A 17,424-nucleotide genomic window follows, 5' to 3' on the forward strand; every position below is an offset into this window, starting at 1 on the left:
CGATAGATCTCGGCCCCCTCGCAGTTGCTGCGCGGGGGCCGAACTAATTCTGGGTGAGTTAGGCTGCGGCCGAAATCTTTTCGGGATCCGGAGCGGCCGCATTCTCGCTCCAGCCGGGCGGGCCGAAGATATATCCGATTCGCCCGCGCCAGGTCTCGGCATGCCGGACATCCCGCACCAGATCCACCAACTCGGTGTAATTGACCTTGATGGGATTGTCGGTCTCGATGTCCTTGGTCAAGCCGTAGCGAATCGGCTCGGATTCCGCGGCGAAGCTGCCGAACAGGCGATCCCAGATGATCAGTACGCCGCCGTAATTGGTGTCCAGATACGGCTGGTTGGAGCCGTGGTGCACGCGGTGGTGGGCGGGAGTGTTGAACATGAATTCAATGGGCCGCCACAGAGTTTTCACCCGCTGGGTGTGGATCGGGAACTGATAGAGCAGACCGATCGACTGCAGCACGAAGATCATCCACGCCGGGAAGCCCAGCAGCGCCGCGGGCACCCAGCACAGGCCGCGCAGGATGTTCGCGGCCGGATGCGCCCAGGGCAGCCGGATGGCGGTGGAGAAATTGAAGAACCGACTGGAGTGGTGGACGCTGTGCGAGGTCCACAGCAGCCGGATGCGGTGATCGGCGCGATGCGCCCAGTAGTAGCAGAAATCGGTGACGATCAGGCCCGCCACCCACACCCACCAGTGCTTCGGCGACAGGTGCAGCGGCGTGAAGTGTGCCGCCAGCACCACCCCGGAGAAGGGGATCACCTGCGCCATGATCGGTTTGGCGACGCGGCCGAGCACGAAGGTGGCGATGTTCGAGGTGGTGTCGCGCCGGTCGATGCCATTGGCCGGGCGATCCGGATCGCGGCGATTGTCGATCCACTCGATCACCATCAGGAGGGCGAACGCCGGCAGGGCGTAGATGAACAGGTCGGACATGATCTCGACGCTAGTTGCGCGGGGAGCCCGTGGCGTCGCGCCGACGAGGGATTCCGTGTCCCTCTCACGGGGGATCGGGGGTCTGCGAGGTAGCGTGCGGCCATGGATGTGACCAGGTCACTGGCCCGGCAGTCGCTGCTGGTGGCCGCCGTGGCGGCGGTGCTGGACGGCGCGCAGATGGTGATGTGCGGGGCCTTCGGGCTGGCGCCCGTGTTGGCCACCATCCTGACCGTGGCCACGGTGGCGGCGGATCTGGCGCTGGCCGCGCCCGCCTCGACGGCGGCGGCCGTGGTGGTGGCGCAGGTGGTGGTCAAGGTCGCGGTGGCGGCGTTCGCGCACCATTACGCCGTCACCGCACGGGTTTTCGATGTCGGCTACCTGGTGGCCGGATATCAGGCGGGCGCATGGCTGAGCGGGATGGTGTCGGTGGCGACGGTGTTTCTGCTGGCGGGCGGCTCGCTGACGGTGAACGTGATGGCGGCCATCGCGGGCACCAATCGGCCGGTCCGGCTGGTGGTCTTCGCGTTGGGCGCGGGGGTGGTGCCGTGGCTGGTGGGGCGGTACACGGCGGCGCGCGGGGCGTACATCGCGGAACTGGAACAGCGGGAACGATTACGGCAGCAGGAACAGCGGGCGGCCTTGGACCGGGCGCTGGCCGATGAGCGGGAAGCCATCGCGCGGGACCTGCACGATGTCATCTCACATCACGTGAGCGCCATCGGGATTCACGCCGGCGTCGCTCGAATGGCGTTGTCGCGCACCGATACCGAGGCGGCGTCGCGGTCGGTGACGGCGGTGGAGTCCAGTAGCCGTGCGGCCATGGTGGACCTGCGGCGGCAGCTGGATCTGCTGCACGGCCGCGACGACGAGGGGCAGCGGCAGCCCGGCCTGGCCGATATCGAAGAGCTGGTGGCGCGGGTGCGGGACGCCGGATTGACCGTGCGCGTGACGGTTTCGGGGGAACCGCCGGTGCTGCCGGAGTCGCTGGACGTGATGCTCTACCGGGTGGTCCAGGAGATGCTGACCAATGCGTTGCGGCACGGGCGCGCACCGGCCGAACTGGAGATCGGCTACCGGCCCGGTGCGGTGACAATCCGGGAGACGAATCCCGTTGCGGCCGTGGTGGAGAGCTCGGAGGTGCATCGCGGTCTGGACGGTATCCGCCGCCGGGTCGAACTGTTCGACGGCACCGTCACCCACGGTGCCGATCCCTCCGGAAACCAGTGGGAGATAACCGTTTCCGTCCCGATCGGAGCCGCATGACCATCACCATCCTGATCGCCGACGACCACACCGTGTTCCGCTCCGGCCTGCGCGCGGTGGTGGACGCGCATCCCGATCTGGAGTGCGTGGCCGAGGTCGGTGACGGTCGCTCCGCCATCGAAGCCGCCGCGCGCACCCGCCCGGACGTGGCGATCCTGGATGTCCGCATGCCCAAACTCGACGGACTGGCCGCCACCGAGGCCATCGTCGCCGCGGGCGGCACCCGCGTCCTGGTCCTCACCACGTACGACAGCGAAGCGAATCTGCACCGGGCCCTGTCGGCCGGGGCCAGTGGATTCCTGCTGAAAAGCCTTCCGCCGGAAGAACTCGTGGCCGCCATTCGGGTGGCCGTGCGCGGCGACGCCGTCATCGACCCCTCCATGACCCGCCGCCTGGCGAGCAATCTCATCACCGGTATCGCCCCGCCCGCCGAACCGCCCGAGCTATCCCATCTCACCGCCCGCGAGCGCGAGGTCTTGCTCCTGGTCGCGGATGCCCGCTCCAACAGTGAGATTGCCAGCGCGCTGGGCGTCGGCGAGGAGACCGTCAAGACGCACGTGTCCCGCATTCTCGCGAAACTCGCTGTCCGAGACCGCATTCACGCCGTCGTGTACGCCCACCAACACGGCCTCGTCCGTTGACGACGCGAGGCCACCGGACAGCTGCCCGGTGGCCTCGGTCGGTTCGGCGCTGTCGCGCCGGGTGGGTCAGATGACGAAGAAGCCCACGACACAGCCGATCACGGCACCGGCGACGAGGCCGATGAACAGGCCGGGGATCGCGCCGACGATGAGGGCGATCAGGCCGATCACGGTGCCGATGACGCCGAAGAGACCGGCGCCGACCGCGCCACCGGCGATACAGCCGATGACACCGATGTCCTTGAGCTGCTGCTGTTGCGCGATCTCACGGACGCCGTCGTTGTAGGTGCTCTCGCTGACCGGGCCGCGGCTGTCGGTGGGCCACACGGTCAGGGTGCTGTTGTCCGCGCCTACCTCGGCGCGCAGCCGCACCGGCTGGCCGCCCAGCTCGTAGTCGGTCGGAATCTGTTCGACGACAGTCCCGTCCGGCGCCACCACCGATACCAGCGACTCGTCCGCCGACATTTCGAACGTCCCCGCGCTGAGGTGGGTGACCACGCCCTGGTGGTCGTCGGACAGCGTGGAGGTGTAGCTCAGCCCGTGGTCCTGACCGCCCACGATCAGGGGCCGTTCGGCTTCACCGTGTGCCGTCGCGGCGGTCATCACGGTGGCGGCGATGGTCATCATCGACATCGCCGCAAACTTCTTGAACTGCATGCGCACGCCTCTCATTCGATGCGGAGTGCCGTGACTGTCGGCCTCGGCACTGCCATGAATTGGGGACACATAGCCAGATCGAGTGTTCGGGGTATTGCTAGCACAGAACCGACCGGTTGGTTCAAAACGGCGCTGGCAACATGCCGAACGGGTATCGAATTGTGGTTCAGCTCGGCGGCATACCCGCCTCGGCGGCGAGCAGTGACAGGGCCTCGTTCAAGGCGCTGAGCTGCGCGGGTGTCAGGCGGGCGGTGAGGGTGCGGTCCAGGGCCGCGGCTTCCTGCTCGCAACGGGTGAGCAGGGCGCGGCCGTCGTCGGTGAGGACGAGGGTCTGGCGGCGGCGGTCGGCCGGATCGCGTTCGCGGCGTAGGGCGCCCAGTCGTTCCAGGTGATCGGCGAGCGCGACCACCAGGCTCGGTACGACGCCGAGTCGGGTCGCCAGTTCCTGCTGCGACAGGCCCGTCGCGGATTCCAGTGCGGCGAGCAGGCCCACGTGCTTGGGCTTGAGATCCAGCGCCGCGATCGCCGTGGCGAAGCGGTTGTCCGCGATGGCTCCCAGGACTCCCAGGCGGTAGGCGACCGTGCCGGGAATCTTCGTCCGGCCGTTGACATCGTTCACGGCCAGAAGTATACATATTGAGAATGCTTCACGACATGAATGATTCGAGGTAAGAACAAATGCTCGCAGTCCTGATCCTGAACGCGGTCATCGCGGTTGTCTCGGGGGTCTCGTGCCTGGTCGGACTCGTGCGGCCGCGCTTGGCCCTGCCCGCGGGGGAGCTGCCGACCGCCGGATCGATGTTCTTTCTCGGTGCGTATGCCGCCCGTGCGCTGCCGCTGAGCCTGGTCACGCTGACCGTGCTGGCGGTCGGTTCGACCGCCGCGATCGTGCCGCTGCTGGTGGTGTCGGGGCTGGCGCAGGTCTGGGATGCCGGTCTCGGTGCGCGGCAGCGCAATTGGCCGATGGCCGTCACATGCATCGGTCTGGCCGCCGTTCATTTGCTCACCGCCGCATGGCTTCCCTTCCGCTGACCAATCGCTCATCGAACCGATCACTCACCACCGCAAAGGAATTCGTCATGACCGCCGTGCTCCACGCCCACACGTCCTCAGTTTCTCCGGACAGCCACGCCCGCAACGGAATCCGGCCGCTGGTCGCGGCAGCGGGAGTGACCTTCCTGACCGCCTGGATCGTGGGTCTGTCGGTCTGGCCCACCAATCTGTCGGTGCGCGCCACGGGCTCGCAGATCATCGACGCGATCACCGGGCATGTCGGTGTCGCGACCACGCAGTTCCTGACCTCGCAGGGGATGGCGGGTCTTGCGCTCGCGGTGGTGCTGATCGCCGTCACCCGCCCCGCCCGCATCACCGGAGCCCTGGCGGTCGCGGTCTCGCTCACCCAGTGCGCCTTGGGTGTTCACCTCGCCGGGTGGATCGCACCCGAGGGCAATGCCGCGACCGCCGCTACCGTCTACGGTCTGATCGATCGGCTCGACGGCGTCAAGATGCTGTTGCTGGCCGCGACCGCGGTGCTGGCATCGATCCCATTGCTGCGCAATCGGACTCGGCCGCTGTTCGTGCCGGTCCTCGGTCTGCTGCTGGCCGCCGCCATCACCGTCTCGGGCATCGGCTACCTGCTGCTGAGCACCGCCCTGGCGCCTGCGGCCTACGTCTCGGGTGTGCTGCTGCTGATCTGGGTTCCGGCCGTAGCGCTGACCGCGCGCCGCTGACCCGACCGCATCGTGCCCTCATACTCACGTGTGAGGGCACGTTGTGCGTTCACACCGGGGAGTGATGGACCCGCGGTGGTGGTCGGCGGTGAGCTGTCGAGGTGATGACAAAGACTCGCAGTGTGGGTGCCGTCCTGTTGTTCGGGGCCTCGATCCTGGTCACCGGGTGTACCCGAGCATCGGGGCCCGCGGCCGTGGACGTCGATCGGGGTCGGCTGGTGAGTGTCGAGCACCTGCGCACCTATTCGGTCGACGAGGTCCGGACGACGTTGACCACCAATGAGTTCGCCACCGACGCAGTGCGATTCGGTGTCGATACCTACCGCCTCAGCTACGAGACACTGGGCACCGACGGCCGTGCCACCACGGCCAGCGGCTTGCTCGCCTTGCCCCGCAACGATGTACACGACCTGATCACCGTGGCCTACGAGCACGGCACCTCGCCCACCAAGGCCGCCGCTCCCTCGGTGGCGGCGGACGGTGGGGATCTGGCCGCGACGCTCACCTACGCGTCGGCGGGGTTCGCGGGCGTCGCGCCCGACTACCTCGGATTGGGGTCGGGGCCGGGCCCGCATCCGTATCTGGATCTGCCGTCGGAGACCACGGCGTCCGTGGACATGTTGCGGGCCGCCCGAACTCGGGTCGCGACCCTCGATCGCAATTTGCGCGAGGAGGTCGATATCGTCGGGTTCTCCCAGGGCGGACCGGCCGCGATGGGACTCGCGCGAGCACTACAGGCCAACGCGGACAAGGACTTCCGGGCCACCGCCGTCGCCGCCATCAGCGGACCGTTCGACCTGAAGAACGCCGAGATGCCCGCCCTCTTCGATGGCACCCTCGACCCCGGCGCAGGCTCCTTCTACAGCGCGTACCTGCTGGTGTCCTGGAATCGCCTGCACGGCCTGTACCGATCGCCTACCGAGATCTTCCAGTCTCCGTACGCCGACACGGTGGAGCAACTCTTCGACGGTCTGCATTCCATCGAAGACATCGTCCCGGCCTTGCCCCCGGACATCGATCACCTGCTGACCCCGCAGGGAATCGACCTGTTACGCAACCCGACCGGACCCTTCGCCGCCGCCACGACAGTCGCCGACAGCGCCTGCAGCAACTGGACGCCCCAGCTCCCGATCCGCCTCTACACCGGCAGCCAGGACCGTGACGTCACCCCCACCAACAGTGCCAACTGCCGAGCCGCCCTCCTGGCCCACGGCGTCGACGCCCCCGTCACCGACGTTGGACCGGTGGACCACAACGGCTCCGGCATCCGCGGCACCGCCCAAGCAGTCCACTGGTTCCTGGAATTGTCCGCCACCGCCTGACCGATTACCGAGGAGGTGTTTCGCCTGCCGCCTGGCGTGCCTGTTGTGCGAGTGCGGTGAGGGCGTTCAAGTGTTCGTGATAGGCCGTGCGGCCGCCGTCGGTCAGTGCGAGCCAGGTCTTGGGACGTCGGCCGGCGTATCCCTTCGTGATCGTGAGGTATCCGGCGGCTTCGAGGACGGTCATCGCCTTCGACAACGTGGACTTGTTCAGCTCGCACAGGTCGGTGATCATGCCGAATTCGGCCTCGCGGCATCCGTCCAGGAACGCAACCACTTTCAGGCGTGGCAGCGAAGCCAGCAGTTCGCTCAGCTCCGTCACGACTCGGCCCGTGGTTGTGACAGCTGGAACCACATCCATGCGCCCATGATCACCGCGGACGCGATTGTCAGCCATCCGGGCATGGCACCGAGCAGGGTGACTCCGACAAACGGCGGCAGCCAGCCCACCGCCACTCGCTTCCATCGCCGCACCGGCTGCTCGGCGAGAGACCGGGGAACGACACCGCCATTGCGCCATTCCCGAAGCACCCTGGACACGAAGAGGCAAAACGCCAGCGTCACAACGATTCCGGCAACCCCTCGAGCGGTGATCGCACGATCGATGGGCATAGCGACCGCGTCGCCGATCAGGAGAAATGTGCCAAAACACAGCAGCGCCCCCACCGTCGGCACCCAGCGGGGACGGGCCGGTGCACTGCGCGCTCGACTGGTCGTCGCCGAGGCGATCTCCAGTGCGTCCTCCGGTGTCAATGCGTCGCTCATGATCGCATCGTAATCAACTAGTTTCCATTCGCCAACTAGTTTCCTGATCCCATCCGATCCTGAGCCGGCCTGCCGCACTCGCGTTACGGCCTCGGCGCGAGACTTGTTGTTCCACAATGGCAGGCGTGTCGGCGCAGCTCGAGGTCAGCGATCAGTCCAGAAGTCGAGTGCTCATGGTGCTCGCGGCCAGCTTGGTGATTCTGGCTGCCTATTGGGTGCTCTGGTTCACCGCTCGCGGAGCCGTCGCCAGCAACAACCGAACCGCCTACATCGAATTCGAGAACGCCTTCCCGCTGGCCGACGCTTGGCTGGGGCTGTGTGTGCTCGCAGCCGCCGTGGCTTTGATCAATCGGCATCCCACGGCGTTGCTCTGGCTGCTCGCGGGCGGCGGGTCCGCTGTCTACCTGTTCTGCATGGACGCGCTCTACGACGTCGAGCACGGCATCTGGTGCCGTTCGGGCGCAGGCGGATTCATCGAACTCGGCATCAACGTGATCACGCTGGCGGTAGGGGCGGGCCTACTCCGCTGGAGTTGGCGTCGCCGCGCGGCTCTCTTGGGCTGAGGTGTGAAACGGGGGCACCGATCGGGATGATCGGTGCCCCCGTTGTGCGCCCGTAGGGGTGCCGTGCGAGGGCAGTCGTACGGCGGCCGAGCGGGTGAGGGGAGGCTCGGCGGCGGGCGCTGGTGGGTGGTTCGGGCTACTTGTGGCAGTTCTGGCGGAAGGTGATGACCGCGGAGCGGGCGTCCTTCAGGGCTTGGGCCTGGTCGGGGTGGGCCTGCTTGTAGGTGGTCCATTCGGCCTTGCGCTGGTCCTTGGGGAGGCCCTTCAGCTTGGTGAATTCGTCCTTCAGGTCGGGGTGGGCGGCCAGGAGGGCTTGGACCTTGGGCTTGGCGTCCTGGTGGGCGGCTACGCGGGCGGCCTGGCTGCAGTCGGGGCCGTCGGCCGAGGCCACGCCGGGGACGGCGAGGGCGATCGTGGCAACACCGGCGGCTGCGGCGAGGGTGGCAGCGAGGACGCGCTTCATGTTCACTCCGTATCGGTGGGGGGTGGTTCCCCATCGAATTTGCCCGCGATTGCTGAAGGTGGGCTGAAGCGTGTGGCCTTCTTCAGTTGATCTTCAGGCTGGCTGTACCGCACCGGGCTGAGGTTCATCGATGGGCAGACGCAGCACGAAGACGGCCCCGGTGGTGCCGGGGGCGGGGGCGCGGCAGGTCAGGTCGCCGCCGTGGGCGCGGGCCAGGCCGCGGGCGATGGCCAGGCCGAGGCCGGAGCCGTCGGGGCGGTGGTCGCGGGCGTGGTCGAGGCGGACCAGGCGGTCGAAGATGCGGTCGCGGTCCGCGGCGGGGATGCCGGGGCCGGTGTCGGTGGCGGTGAGTTCCACTGTGCCCGTGCCGGATTCGCGGATGTCGATGGTCACCGTGCCGTGGTCCTTCATGGCCTGGCAGGCGTTGGCGAGCAGGTTGGTGAGGATCTGGGTGATGCGCTCCGCGTCGATGGGGACCGTCACGGGGTCGCCGGTGAGCCGGAATTCGGTGTGCGGGTGCAGCATTCGCATGCGGTCCAGGTGGGTTTCGACCAGCCCGAGCAGCTCGGCCGGTGCGCGGCGCAGGTGCAGTCCGGCGTCGATGCGGGCCAGGTCGAGCAGGTCGTCGACGAGACGCCCTGCGCGCTGGGTCTCCCGCACCAGGAGCAGCAGCATGCGTTGCCGGTCCTCGGGATCGGTGTCGGCGGGCTGCTGGAAGACCGCCTCGGCCAGCGAACGGACTCCGGTGATGGGGGTGCGCAGTTCGTGGGCGGCATCGCCGACGAAGACGCGGATCTGCTGTTCGGAGGCGCGGGCGCGGGCCTCCGCGGCCGCGGTGTCGCGCAGCGCGCCCTCCAGGGCGTCGAGCATTTCGTCGAAAGCGGCTGCGGTGCGGCCTAGTTCGGTGTCGGTGCGGGACGGGTTCAAGCGGCGGCCGAGGTGGCCGTGTGCGATATCGCGGGCCAGCCGGGTCATGGTGTCGAGTGGCGCGAGGGCGCGGCGCACCAGGAACCACAGGCCGACAACGATTATGGCGATCGCCCCCGTGGTGGCGAGGATCAGCAGCAATCCCAGGCGGGACTGCACCCGGGCCAGCAGCGGCGTGTCGATCTGCAGCGTGAGCCGGGCGTTGTTGAGCGTCCCCGGCCCCATGAGCTTGACGATCCGGTTCTTGGTGCTGCTGTCCTCCGCGAGCCGATTCTCGAGGCTGCCGTAGGTGTGACCGTCCGGCAGCACCAGCCGCACCCGCACCGAATGCGTGTCCACCCGGGAGACCAGTTCCTCCGGTGAAACTCCTTGCTGTGAAAGCTGTTTCGCCAGCTGCGCCCGATCGGTGAGCACGGTGTTCTCGCTGCGGGTCATCACCAGTCCGAACAGCCCGTGCACCACGATCGCCACGACCACCAGCGTGATCCCGGAAACCAGTGCGGCCGTGAGGGTCACGCGCCCGCGCAGCGACACCGTCTTCACCGCGGCACCCGCAGCGTGTACCCGAGCCCGCGCACCGTCTGCACCACCCGGTCCCCGTGCTCCTCGAGTTTGCGTCGCAGCGCGCTCACGTGCACCTCGACGAGGTTCGGGTCGTAGTCTTCGTATCCCCAGACGGCGGTGAGGATCTGGGTCTTGGTGACCACCCGATCCCGCTGCGCGGCCAGGTAGGCGAGCAGCTTGAACTCGGTGGCGGTGAGGGTGAGCTCGTGCCCGGCGCGATGCGCGCCGCCCGCGTCGATATCCACCTCCAGGTCACCGATCACGATGCGGGACCGCAGTTTCCCCATCTGCCGCAACAGCGCCTCGACCCGCGCCACCAACTCGACCAGGTCGAAGGGTTTCACCACGTAGTCGTCGGATCCGGCACGCAGCCCGCGCACTCGATCCTCCACCCCGTCGCGGGCGGTCAGCATGACCACGCCCGCCGCCGAGCGCGCCCGCACGGATTCCAGCAGCGCGAACCCGTCGCGGCCGGGCAGCGTCACATCGAGCACCACGACATCGGGCCGGAATTGGGCGAGGTCGGGTTCCAGCAGCCGGCCGTCACCGCGCTCGAGCACCTCGTGCCCGGCCGCGGACAGCCCGGCCGCGACCGCGGCCCGAATGGCCTCGGCGTCTTCGATGACAAGAATGCGTCCCGGTTGCACCCGGCAATTCTCGGGCCTGTGGCTGTGAATCGGCTGCGAACCGAACAGCGGGCGTTCGGTCTGCGGTTCAGGCGCGCCCGGTGAGGCGACGCAGCCGCCCGGTCCCCGGCACGCTCAGCCACACCACGAAGGCCAGCAGTCCGTCCAGCGCGAGCGCCAGCGCGGCCACCAGGATCGCGCCGACCAGCACCTTGTCGTACCGGTAGAGGCTGATGCCGTCGAAGATGTAGCGGCCCAGCCCACCGAGATTCACGTAGGCGGCGATGGTGGCGGTCGCCACCACCTGCAGCGTCGCCGCCCGCAGGCCGCTGAGCAGGACCGGCAGCGAGTTGGGCAGTTCGACCTGCAACAGCACCCGGGTTTCGCTCATCCCCATGGCCCGCGAGGCGTCCACCACGGTCGGGTCCACATTGGCGATGCCCGCGTAGGTCCCGGCCAGCAGCGGCGGGATGCCGACGGTCAGCAGCGCCAGCAGCGGCGGCGTCAGTCCGAGCCCGAGCAGCAGCACCACGAAGGTGAGCACACCGAGGGTGGGCAGCGCCCGCATGGAGTTGGCGAAGCCCACGATGAGCGCCGAGCCGCGCCGGGTGTGCCCGATGAGCAGCCCGATCGGCACCGCGATCACCGCCGACAGCGCCACCGCCAGCAGGCTGTAGTAGAGGTGCTGCAGCAGCCGCATCCCGATCCCGGTGGGGCCGGACCAGTTCGCGCCGTCGGTGAGGAAGTTCCAGGCGTCGAGGAAAAGGCTCATGCCGCACGACCTTTCAGCCAGGGCGTCGCCAATCTGCCCAGCACGTACAGCAATCGGTCCACGATCAGGGCCAGCACCAGCACCACGATGATGCCCGCGATGATCTCGTCGGGATAGTCGCGCTGATAGCCCTGCGTGAACAGCTTGCCCAGCCCGCCGACCCCGATCAGCGCGCCGACGGTCACCATCGAGATATTGGTGACCGCCACGACTCGCAGGTTGGCCACGAAAACCGGGAGGGCGAGTGGGAAGTCGACGGTGAGCACCCGCCGCAGCGGGGTGTAGCCGATGGCGTCGGCGGCGTCGAGGGTGTCGGCGGGCACCGAGTCCAGCGCGGTCGGCACGGCCGTCACCAGCAGCGCCACCGAGTAGATGGTCAGCGCGATCACCACGTTCAGCTCGTCGATGACGCCGATGTTCAGCAGCGGCGGCAGGATGACGAACAAGGCCAGCGACGGAATCGTGTACGCGACACCGGCGGCGGTGGTGATGCCCCGGCGCAGCCAGCGAGCCCGATGCGCCAACGCCCCCACCGGAATCGCGATGAGCAGACCCAGTAGCAGCGGTTCCAGCGCCAGCCGCATATGGGTCCCCGCATAGCCCGCGATCTCGTGGAAGTTGTCGATGAGGTATCTCATCGGGATTCCTCGAAGAAGGCCCGGTTGCGTTCGGCGTCTTCGGCGGTGCGCTGGTTGTGGAGTTGTTCGAGGACGTCGCGGGCGTAGATGGCGCCGACCGCGCCACCGGAACCGTCCACGGCCACACCGATTTCGGCGGGTGAGGAGATGACGGAGTCGAGGGCTTGGCGCAGGTCGCCGCCCGGCGGGAAGAGGGAGCCGCCCGCGGCGACGCTGTCGGCGAGGTCGTGTCCGGCGCGCACCCCTTCCACTCCGGTGGTGTCGATCCAGCCGATCGGCTTCTTGTCCGGGGTGATGACCAGCCGCCATTCGCCCAGGTTCAGCCGGATGTCGGCGACCTGGTCAGGGGTGACGGTCGGAAGTTCGTGCAGGGGAACGGTTTCCGCGGTGCGGAAGGACAGTTCCCGGTAGCCGCGGTCGCGGCCGACGAATCCGGCCACGAAATCGGTGGCGGGCTGGGCGAGTACGGTCTGCGGCACATCGTATTGCTGCAGGTAGCCGCCGGGCCCGAAGACGGCGATGTGGTCGCCCAGCCGGATCGCCTCGTCGATGTCGTGGGTGACGAACACGATGGTCTTGTGCAGTTCGGCCTGCAGCCGCAGCATCTCGGCCTGCAGTTCGGTGCGCACCACCGGGTCGACCGCGCTGAACGGCTCGTCCATGAGCAGGATCGGCGGATCGGCGGCCAGCGCGCGGGCCACGCCCACGCGCTGTTGCTGCCCGCCGGAGAGCTGCGACGGATAGCGTTGCGCCAGGCCACGATCCAGCCCGACGCGCTCCATCACCTCCAGCGCCGCCTTGCGGGCCGCCGCGCGGAACTGCCCGCGCAGCACCGGCACGGTGGCCACATTGTCGACCACCGTCCGGTGCGGCAGCAGGCCCGCGTTCTGGATCACGTAGCCGATGCCCAGCCGCAGCTTGACCGGGTTGATCCGCGAAATGTCCTGTCCGCCGACGGTGATGGTGCCGGTGCTGGGCCCGAGCATGCGGTTGATCATCCGCATGGAGGTGGTCTTGCCGCAGCCCGACGGCCCGACGAACACGGTGAACGACCCGGATTCGATGCGCAGATCGAGGTGGTGGACGGCGGTGGTGCCGTCCGGGTACGTCTTGCTGACGCCGTGGAATTCGATGTCGGACACCGTGTTCCCCTCCGTTATGCGATCGGCTTGTCGAGCCCCTGCGCCGTCACCCACGCCTTGGCGGCCGCGGCGGGCTCGGTCTTGCTGCTTCCGGACACGGCGGTGTTGAGCGAGATCAGTTCGGCCGTGGTCAGTTTCGCGGAGACCGCGTCGAGCACCTTGCCGAGCTTGTCGCTCTTCTTGCTCGTGTTGTAGAGCGGCACCACGTTCTGCGGCGGGAAGTTGTGCTTGGGGTCGGCCAGCACCACCAGATTGTTCTGGGCGATGGCGGGCGAGGTGGTGAAGATGTCGGCCGCGGTGACCTGACCCTCGGTGAGCGCCTTCACGGTGGCGGGGCCGCCGCCGTCGGCGATCGGCACGAAGTTGGCGGTGGAGATGTCGAGGCCGTAGTTCTTCTTCAGACCCGGCAGGCCGCCCGGCCGCTCCGAGAACTCCGCGGGCGCGGCCAGTTTCACCTCGGCCGAATGCGAGGCCAGATCCGCGATGGACTTCAGATTCCACTTGTCGGCGGTGGCCTTGGTGACTACGACCGCGTCGGAGTCCTCACCCGGCGCGGGCGTGCCGATGGCGAGCTGATCGCCGAGCGCCTTGGTCAGCGCCGCGTTCACCTCGTCCGGCGTGGTGGCGGTGCTCGACTTGTCCAAGTACTGCAGCAGATTGCCGGTGTAGTCCGGGATCAGGCTGATCGAGCAGTCCTTCAGCGCAGGCACGTACGCCTCGCGGCTGCCGATATTGAGCTTGGTGTCGATGCCGAACCCGTTGGCCCGCAGCGCTTCCGCGTACACGTCGGCGACGGTCTCGGACTCCGGGAAGTTGGCCGAACCGACGGTCAGCTTGCTGGTGTCGCCGCCGCAGCTGCCGCCACCGCCGCCGAGCGGGTTGGACTTGCTGCCGCCGCAGGCCGACAGCGTCATGGCCGCGGCCAGCGCGACGGAGGCGGCGAGAATCCGGAATACGGTCCGGGAGATGCGCCTGCCGTCGGCGCGCGTGGTGATGAGCGAGTGCACTGTCGTCCTTCCGAGCGGGGTGCCTGCGGCGGGCGGGGTGAAAGATCCACCCCGAAACAGACCTAACTGTCCATATTGCCCGCTCTGTTCCCTGAACGTTGCCTACCTGAGGTCGGTTTCGCTTTTCTGGCGGGTGCGGCCGAGTCATCTTGCACGGCGTGTCTACCCTCCGGAAGGCCTGTGATCACACTGCGGCAGACTGTTGCCGTGTCCGCCGCAACCGCTTCCCTCGTGCGCCGCCTGTCGCGTCCACTGCTGGTCGTCGTGGTCGCGGCGGTCGCCGTCGCCTGCGGAAACCACGAAACCGGGCCGGTACTCACCGTCGGGGCGGGCAACTCGCCGGAATCGATGATGATCGCCGAGCTCTACGCGGGGGCGCTGGCGCGGACCGGACTGCACACGCAGACCAAGGAGCGCATGGGCGAGCGTAAGGATCTGCTGGCCGCACTCGACTCCGACACCATCGCGCTGTTCGGGGATGTCAGCGGAGATCTGCTCACCGCGCTGGACTCGACCGCGACGGCCACCAAACCCGACGCAGTCAATCTGGCAGTGTCCAAGGCGCTTCCGGAAGGCGTGGTCGACTCCGACCCCGCCGAGGGCACCGACCTACGTCCCACCGTGGTCGCCGCCACCACCCGGATCGCGGAGTACCCGACCTCGCTGAAGGACCTCGGCTCGCGCTGCGCCGAGCTGACCGTCGGCATCACCACCGGCCCGCCGCTGGACGCGCTGCGCGCACCCCTCGACCCTCAGCGTGATGTGCTGGACCCGCTGCGCACCGTCTACCACTGCGACCTCGCCCACCCGGTCACCTTCACCAGCGACGCCGACCTGCGAAAGGCGCTCTCCGACGGCGAGATTCAATTGGCCGTGCTGCCCGGGCCGCCCGCCTTCCTGCCCGACGGCGGCGTGGACCTGACCCCGCTCGCCGACCCGGACTACGCCTTCCGCGCCGCCCAGGTATTGCCGGTCCTGCGCAAGGCCGCGCTCTCCGACGAGCAGATCCGCAAACTCAATTACGTGGCGGGCGAACTCACCACCACCGATCTGGCCGACATGATCCACCAGATCCGCGATCAGGGCGCCATCCCGTCCGCGGTGGCCCGTGACTGGCTCGACGCCCACTCGTTGTAATCCGGCCGCCCGCAACCGGCATGTCCCGATCACGGGGCGCGTAGTCTGATTTGTCTCATGCCGTTCCCGTCAGCCAGGGAGGGCGAGGCATGTCGATTCGCAATCCGGTCATGAAATCCCTTGCGCTGTGCGCACTTTCGGTGGCCGTGGCCGCCGAGTGCGGGGTGTCGGCGAAGGAACCCAAGACCGCGCACCCCACCATCACGGCCGTCGCCGGTGACCCGGCCCTGGTGGCCGCGGTCACCGATTCCTATCAGCGCTTCTTCGACGGTTCCACCACCGCCGACCAGAAGATCGCACTGCTGGAGAACGGGCAGAGCTTCGCCGACACCATTCGCGCGCAGGCGGATTCGGCCATCGCCAAGGGCACCAAGGCGGCCGTCTCGAGCGTGACCGCCGCGGGCACGGACCACGCCGACGTGGTGTTCACCATCTCCCTCAACGGGACACCGGCCCTGCAGGATCAGCCCGGCAGCGCCGTGCTGATCGGCGGCGGCTGGAAGGTGGCGGCCGCGACCTTCTGCAACCTGCTCTCGCTCGAGACGCAGGGCAAGCCGCCCGCGCCGTGCGCGAGCGGGTCGGTCACGCCGACGAGTTGACCGGCGCGGAGTCGACATGCGCGCCATAGCAACCGCGCGGCGGCCGGGCGTCGCACTGGTCACCGTCACCGCGGTGCTGTTCGTGACGTTCCTCGACACCACTGTCGTCAGCGTCACCCTCGGCGACATCCAGTCGAGCCTGCACGCCGGGGTGGTGTCGCTGCAATGGGTGGTGAACGCCTACACGCTGGTGTTCGCGAGCCTCATGCTGACCGCCGGATCGCTGGGGGACCGGTGGGGGCGCAAACGCGTGATGATCGCCGGGCTGGCGGTTTTCACGGCGGGCTCGGTGCTCTCGGCGCTCGCTCCGACCGTGGCGGTGCTCATCGCGGGCCGCGCCGTCATGGGGCTCGGGGCGGCGGCTTCGGAGCCCGGGACGCTGTCGGTCATCCGGCACGTGTTCCCGGATCGCTCGGAACGCGCACGCGCACTGGGGGCTTGGGCGGCCGTGTCGGGACTGGCGCTGGCTTCGGGCCCGGTGCTCGGCGGACTGCTGGTCGGGGTGGGTGGCTGGCGTTCGGTGTTCTGGTTCAATCTGGCGGTCGGCGTGCTGGTGCTGGCTGCGGCGCTGCGCTACGTACCGGAATCCGCCGACCCGCAACCCGGACCGGTCGATGTGGCCGGATTCCTCACCGGCTCCGCGTTTCTCGGCTGCGTGATCTACGCGGGCATCGCGGGGGAGGAGTCGGGTTACGGTGCGGCCCCGGTGATCACGCTGTTCGTACTCGGCGGGCTGGCCGGAATGGCGTTCCTGGTGATCGAATCGCGGGCCCGCAATCCCATGTTCGACTTCCGATACCTGAAGCGTCCCATGGTGCGCAGCGCGCTGATCGTGGCGTTCGCCGTCTACTTCGGCATCTTCTCGATCTTCTTCTTCACCGCGCTGTATCTGCAGGAGGTGGTGGGCTATTCGGGCTGGCGGACCGCCGCGATGTTCGCGCCCATGGCCGTCGCCATCATTCTCGGCGCGTTGGCCGCGGGCTTCTGGGTGGCGCTGCGCGGCTCCCGCACGCCCATGATCACCGGCTGCGTGCTCGGTGCGGCGGGCATCCTGCTGACCCGCGAAAACCTCGGCATCGCACCGGAATTCGGTCCCCTGGCATTGTCGCTGACCTTGGCCGGACTCGGCTTCGGCATCGCCGTGGTGCCGTTGACCTCGGCCGTGCTGTCCGGCGTCCCGGCCGAACATTCCGGCATGGCCGCCGCCGCGACCAACACCATGCGCCAGGTCGGCGCGGTAGTGGGCGTGGCGGCCCTGGGCTCCCTGGTCAACTCGTTCCTCAACTCGGATCTCACCGACCGCCTCAACCAGCTCGGCATCCCCGCCAATTTCCAGACCATCGTCATCGACGCCATCGAGACCGGCAAGGTCCCCACCGGCGGCGACGCGTCTGCCTCCGCCGCCTACGGCCCGATCGTCAACAACGTCATCACCGCCACCTACGCCGCCTTCCACCGCGGACTCGATGTGGCCCTCCTGGTTTCGGCGATCATGATCCTCGCCGCGGCCCTCGTCACCGCCGTCTCCTCCCGCGGCGACCACTCCGGCTACGAGTACGAGACCTGACCCGCCTGCGTGCCGCAACGACTTTCGCTCGCTACCGTGGGAGTTCGGGGGCAGTTTCCATCGGCGGTACGGAACTGGATACAACTGTGAATTCATATGGTGGCGGG

The 17,424-nt window shown here is 68.2% G+C and carries 21 protein-coding genes; 9 read left to right on the forward strand and 12 right to left on the reverse strand.

The window, feature by feature from the left end:
• Nucleotides 1-58: 58 nt before the first annotated feature.
• Nucleotides 59-937, reverse strand: coding sequence for a sterol desaturase family protein (locus tag ACYVN4_RS02005; RefSeq protein ID WP_460717479.1), 879 nt, complete (start codon nucleotides 935-937; stop codon nucleotides 59-61).
• A gap of 102 nt (nucleotides 938-1,039) precedes the next feature.
• Between ACYVN4_RS02005 and ACYVN4_RS02010 the strand changes: the two genes are divergently transcribed.
• Together ACYVN4_RS02010 and ACYVN4_RS02015 are read left to right on the forward strand one after the other, a co-directional pair.
• Nucleotides 1,040-2,200, forward strand: coding sequence for a sensor histidine kinase (locus ACYVN4_RS02010; RefSeq protein WP_460717480.1), 1,161 nt, complete (start codon nucleotides 1,040-1,042; stop codon nucleotides 2,198-2,200).
• Nucleotides 2,197-2,841 (forward strand): response regulator, encoded by a 645-nt coding sequence (locus ACYVN4_RS02015; protein WP_460717481.1) that lies wholly within the window; start codon nucleotides 2,197-2,199, stop codon nucleotides 2,839-2,841. Before ACYVN4_RS02010 ends, ACYVN4_RS02015 begins: the two co-directional genes overlap by 4 nt.
• Before the next feature lie 66 nt (nucleotides 2,842-2,907).
• On the opposite strand, the gene ACYVN4_RS02020 is transcribed toward ACYVN4_RS02015, so the two are convergent.
• Together ACYVN4_RS02020 and ACYVN4_RS02025 are read right to left on the reverse strand one after the other, a co-directional pair.
• Nucleotides 2,908-3,498: a hypothetical protein gene (locus tag ACYVN4_RS02020; RefSeq protein ID WP_460717482.1), complete on the reverse strand. Its 591-nt coding sequence runs from the start codon at nucleotides 3,496-3,498 to the stop codon at nucleotides 2,908-2,910.
• Between the two features lie 166 nt (nucleotides 3,499-3,664).
• On the reverse strand, nucleotides 3,665-4,117 hold the full coding sequence (locus ACYVN4_RS02025; protein WP_460717483.1) for a MarR family winged helix-turn-helix transcriptional regulator: 453 nt from the start codon (nucleotides 4,115-4,117) through the stop codon (nucleotides 3,665-3,667).
• A 59-nt stretch (nucleotides 4,118-4,176) separates the two neighbouring features.
• On the opposite strand from ACYVN4_RS02025, the gene ACYVN4_RS02030 reads away from it, so the two are divergent.
• From ACYVN4_RS02030 to ACYVN4_RS02040, 3 genes are all read left to right on the forward strand, one after another.
• Nucleotides 4,177-4,530 (forward strand): hypothetical protein, encoded by a 354-nt coding sequence (locus tag ACYVN4_RS02030; protein WP_460717484.1) that lies wholly within the window; start codon nucleotides 4,177-4,179, stop codon nucleotides 4,528-4,530.
• 47 nt (nucleotides 4,531-4,577) lie between these two features.
• On the forward strand, nucleotides 4,578-5,228 hold the full coding sequence (locus tag ACYVN4_RS02035) for a hypothetical protein (RefSeq protein ID WP_460717486.1): 651 nt from the start codon (nucleotides 4,578-4,580) through the stop codon (nucleotides 5,226-5,228).
• A 122-nt stretch (nucleotides 5,229-5,350) separates the two neighbouring features.
• On the forward strand, nucleotides 5,351-6,550 hold the full coding sequence (locus tag ACYVN4_RS02040; RefSeq protein WP_460717487.1) for an alpha/beta hydrolase family protein: 1,200 nt from the start codon (nucleotides 5,351-5,353) through the stop codon (nucleotides 6,548-6,550).
• Nucleotides 6,551-6,554: 4 nt separating this feature from the next.
• Here ACYVN4_RS02040 and ACYVN4_RS02045 read toward each other — a convergent pair whose 3' ends face one another.
• Nucleotides 6,555-6,869: a transcriptional regulator gene (locus ACYVN4_RS02045; RefSeq protein WP_460717488.1), complete on the reverse strand. Its 315-nt coding sequence runs from the start codon at nucleotides 6,867-6,869 to the stop codon at nucleotides 6,555-6,557.
• Nucleotides 6,866-7,312 (reverse strand): hypothetical protein, encoded by a 447-nt coding sequence (locus ACYVN4_RS02050; protein ID WP_460717489.1) that lies wholly within the window; start codon nucleotides 7,310-7,312, stop codon nucleotides 6,866-6,868. Before ACYVN4_RS02050 ends, ACYVN4_RS02045 begins: the two co-directional genes overlap by 4 nt.
• Nucleotides 7,313-7,437: 125 nt before the next feature.
• Between ACYVN4_RS02050 and ACYVN4_RS02055 the strand changes: the two genes are divergently transcribed.
• The gene (locus ACYVN4_RS02055; RefSeq protein ID WP_460717490.1) at nucleotides 7,438-7,875 is read left to right on the forward strand and encodes a hypothetical protein; all 438 of its coding nucleotides are present in this window, start codon (nucleotides 7,438-7,440) and stop codon (nucleotides 7,873-7,875) included.
• 136 nt (nucleotides 7,876-8,011) lie between these two features.
• Here ACYVN4_RS02055 and ACYVN4_RS02060 read toward each other — a convergent pair whose 3' ends face one another.
• The 7 genes from ACYVN4_RS02060 to ACYVN4_RS02090 form a co-directional block, all read right to left on the reverse strand.
• Nucleotides 8,012-8,338 (reverse strand): hemophore-related protein, encoded by a 327-nt coding sequence (locus ACYVN4_RS02060; RefSeq protein ID WP_460717491.1) that lies wholly within the window; start codon nucleotides 8,336-8,338, stop codon nucleotides 8,012-8,014.
• Nucleotides 8,339-8,431: 93 nt separating this feature from the next.
• Nucleotides 8,432-9,808, reverse strand: a complete 1,377-nt coding sequence (locus ACYVN4_RS02065) for a sensor histidine kinase (RefSeq protein ID WP_460717492.1) — start codon at nucleotides 9,806-9,808, stop codon at nucleotides 8,432-8,434.
• Nucleotides 9,805-10,476 (reverse strand): response regulator transcription factor, encoded by a 672-nt coding sequence (locus ACYVN4_RS02070; protein ID WP_460717493.1) that lies wholly within the window; start codon nucleotides 10,474-10,476, stop codon nucleotides 9,805-9,807. The genes ACYVN4_RS02065 and ACYVN4_RS02070 overlap by 4 nt, the downstream gene beginning before the upstream one ends.
• 67 nt (nucleotides 10,477-10,543) lie before the next feature.
• Nucleotides 10,544-11,227 carry an ABC transporter permease gene (locus ACYVN4_RS02075; RefSeq protein ID WP_460717494.1) on the reverse strand — a complete coding sequence of 228 codons (684 nt, stop codon included), beginning with the start codon at nucleotides 11,225-11,227 and terminating at the stop codon, nucleotides 10,544-10,546.
• The gene (locus ACYVN4_RS02080; protein ID WP_460717495.1) at nucleotides 11,224-11,865 is read right to left on the reverse strand and encodes an ABC transporter permease; all 642 of its coding nucleotides are present in this window, start codon (nucleotides 11,863-11,865) and stop codon (nucleotides 11,224-11,226) included. Before ACYVN4_RS02080 ends, ACYVN4_RS02075 begins: the two co-directional genes overlap by 4 nt.
• Nucleotides 11,862-13,007 carry an ABC transporter ATP-binding protein gene (locus ACYVN4_RS02085; protein WP_460717496.1) on the reverse strand — a complete coding sequence of 382 codons (1,146 nt, stop codon included), beginning with the start codon at nucleotides 13,005-13,007 and terminating at the stop codon, nucleotides 11,862-11,864. The genes ACYVN4_RS02080 and ACYVN4_RS02085 overlap by 4 nt, the downstream gene beginning before the upstream one ends.
• Before the next feature lie 14 nt (nucleotides 13,008-13,021).
• Nucleotides 13,022-13,921, reverse strand: a complete 900-nt coding sequence (locus tag ACYVN4_RS02090) for an ABC transporter substrate-binding protein (protein WP_460718332.1) — start codon at nucleotides 13,919-13,921, stop codon at nucleotides 13,022-13,024.
• A 300-nt stretch (nucleotides 13,922-14,221) separates the two neighbouring features.
• On the opposite strand from ACYVN4_RS02090, the gene ACYVN4_RS02095 reads away from it, so the two are divergent.
• The 3 genes from ACYVN4_RS02095 to ACYVN4_RS02105 all read left to right on the forward strand — a co-directional run bounded on the left by ACYVN4_RS02095 (nucleotide 14,222) and on the right by ACYVN4_RS02105 (nucleotide 17,317).
• Nucleotides 14,222-15,151: a glycine betaine ABC transporter substrate-binding protein gene (locus ACYVN4_RS02095; protein ID WP_460717497.1), complete on the forward strand. Its 930-nt coding sequence runs from the start codon at nucleotides 14,222-14,224 to the stop codon at nucleotides 15,149-15,151.
• A gap of 89 nt (nucleotides 15,152-15,240) precedes the next feature.
• Nucleotides 15,241-15,750, forward strand: a complete 510-nt coding sequence (locus ACYVN4_RS02100) for a hypothetical protein (protein ID WP_460717498.1) — start codon at nucleotides 15,241-15,243, stop codon at nucleotides 15,748-15,750.
• Between the two features lie 16 nt (nucleotides 15,751-15,766).
• Nucleotides 15,767-17,317, forward strand: coding sequence for an MFS transporter (locus ACYVN4_RS02105; protein WP_460717499.1), 1,551 nt, complete (start codon nucleotides 15,767-15,769; stop codon nucleotides 17,315-17,317).
• The last annotated feature ends 107 nt before the right edge of the window (nucleotides 17,318-17,424 follow it).

This window comes from Nocardia heshunensis (genome assembly GCF_054782115.1).

Bases quoted from the DNA above. Each gene is read 5' to 3' on its own strand.
- ACYVN4_RS02030 (WP_460717484.1), top strand. From the start codon at position 4,177: ATGCTCGCAGTCCTGATCCTGAACGCGGTCATCGCGGTTGTCTCGGGG.
- ACYVN4_RS02050 (WP_460717489.1), bottom strand. From the start codon at position 7,312: ATGAGCGACGCATTGACACCGGAGGACGCACTGGAGATCGCCTCGGCG.
- ACYVN4_RS02035 (WP_460717486.1), top strand. From the start codon at position 4,578: ATGACCGCCGTGCTCCACGCCCACACGTCCTCAGTTTCTCCGGACAGC.
- ACYVN4_RS02105 (WP_460717499.1), top strand. From the start codon at position 15,767: ATGCGCGCCATAGCAACCGCGCGGCGGCCGGGCGTCGCACTGGTCACC.
- ACYVN4_RS02090 (WP_460718332.1), bottom strand. From the start codon at position 13,921: ATGACGCTGTCGGCCTGCGGCGGCAGCAAGTCCAACCCGCTCGGCGGC.
- ACYVN4_RS02010 (WP_460717480.1), top strand. From the start codon at position 1,040: ATGGATGTGACCAGGTCACTGGCCCGGCAGTCGCTGCTGGTGGCCGCC.
- ACYVN4_RS02100 (WP_460717498.1), top strand. From the start codon at position 15,241: ATGTCGATTCGCAATCCGGTCATGAAATCCCTTGCGCTGTGCGCACTT.
- ACYVN4_RS02015 (WP_460717481.1), top strand. From the start codon at position 2,197: ATGACCATCACCATCCTGATCGCCGACGACCACACCGTGTTCCGCTCC.
- ACYVN4_RS02060 (WP_460717491.1), bottom strand. From the start codon at position 8,338: ATGAAGCGCGTCCTCGCTGCCACCCTCGCCGCAGCCGCCGGTGTTGCC.
- ACYVN4_RS02005 (WP_460717479.1), bottom strand. From the start codon at position 937: ATGTCCGACCTGTTCATCTACGCCCTGCCGGCGTTCGCCCTCCTGATG.
- ACYVN4_RS02075 (WP_460717494.1), bottom strand. From the start codon at position 11,227: ATGAGCCTTTTCCTCGACGCCTGGAACTTCCTCACCGACGGCGCGAAC.
- ACYVN4_RS02020 (WP_460717482.1), bottom strand. From the start codon at position 3,498: ATGCAGTTCAAGAAGTTTGCGGCGATGTCGATGATGACCATCGCCGCC.
- ACYVN4_RS02080 (WP_460717495.1), bottom strand. From the start codon at position 11,865: ATGAGATACCTCATCGACAACTTCCACGAGATCGCGGGCTATGCGGGG.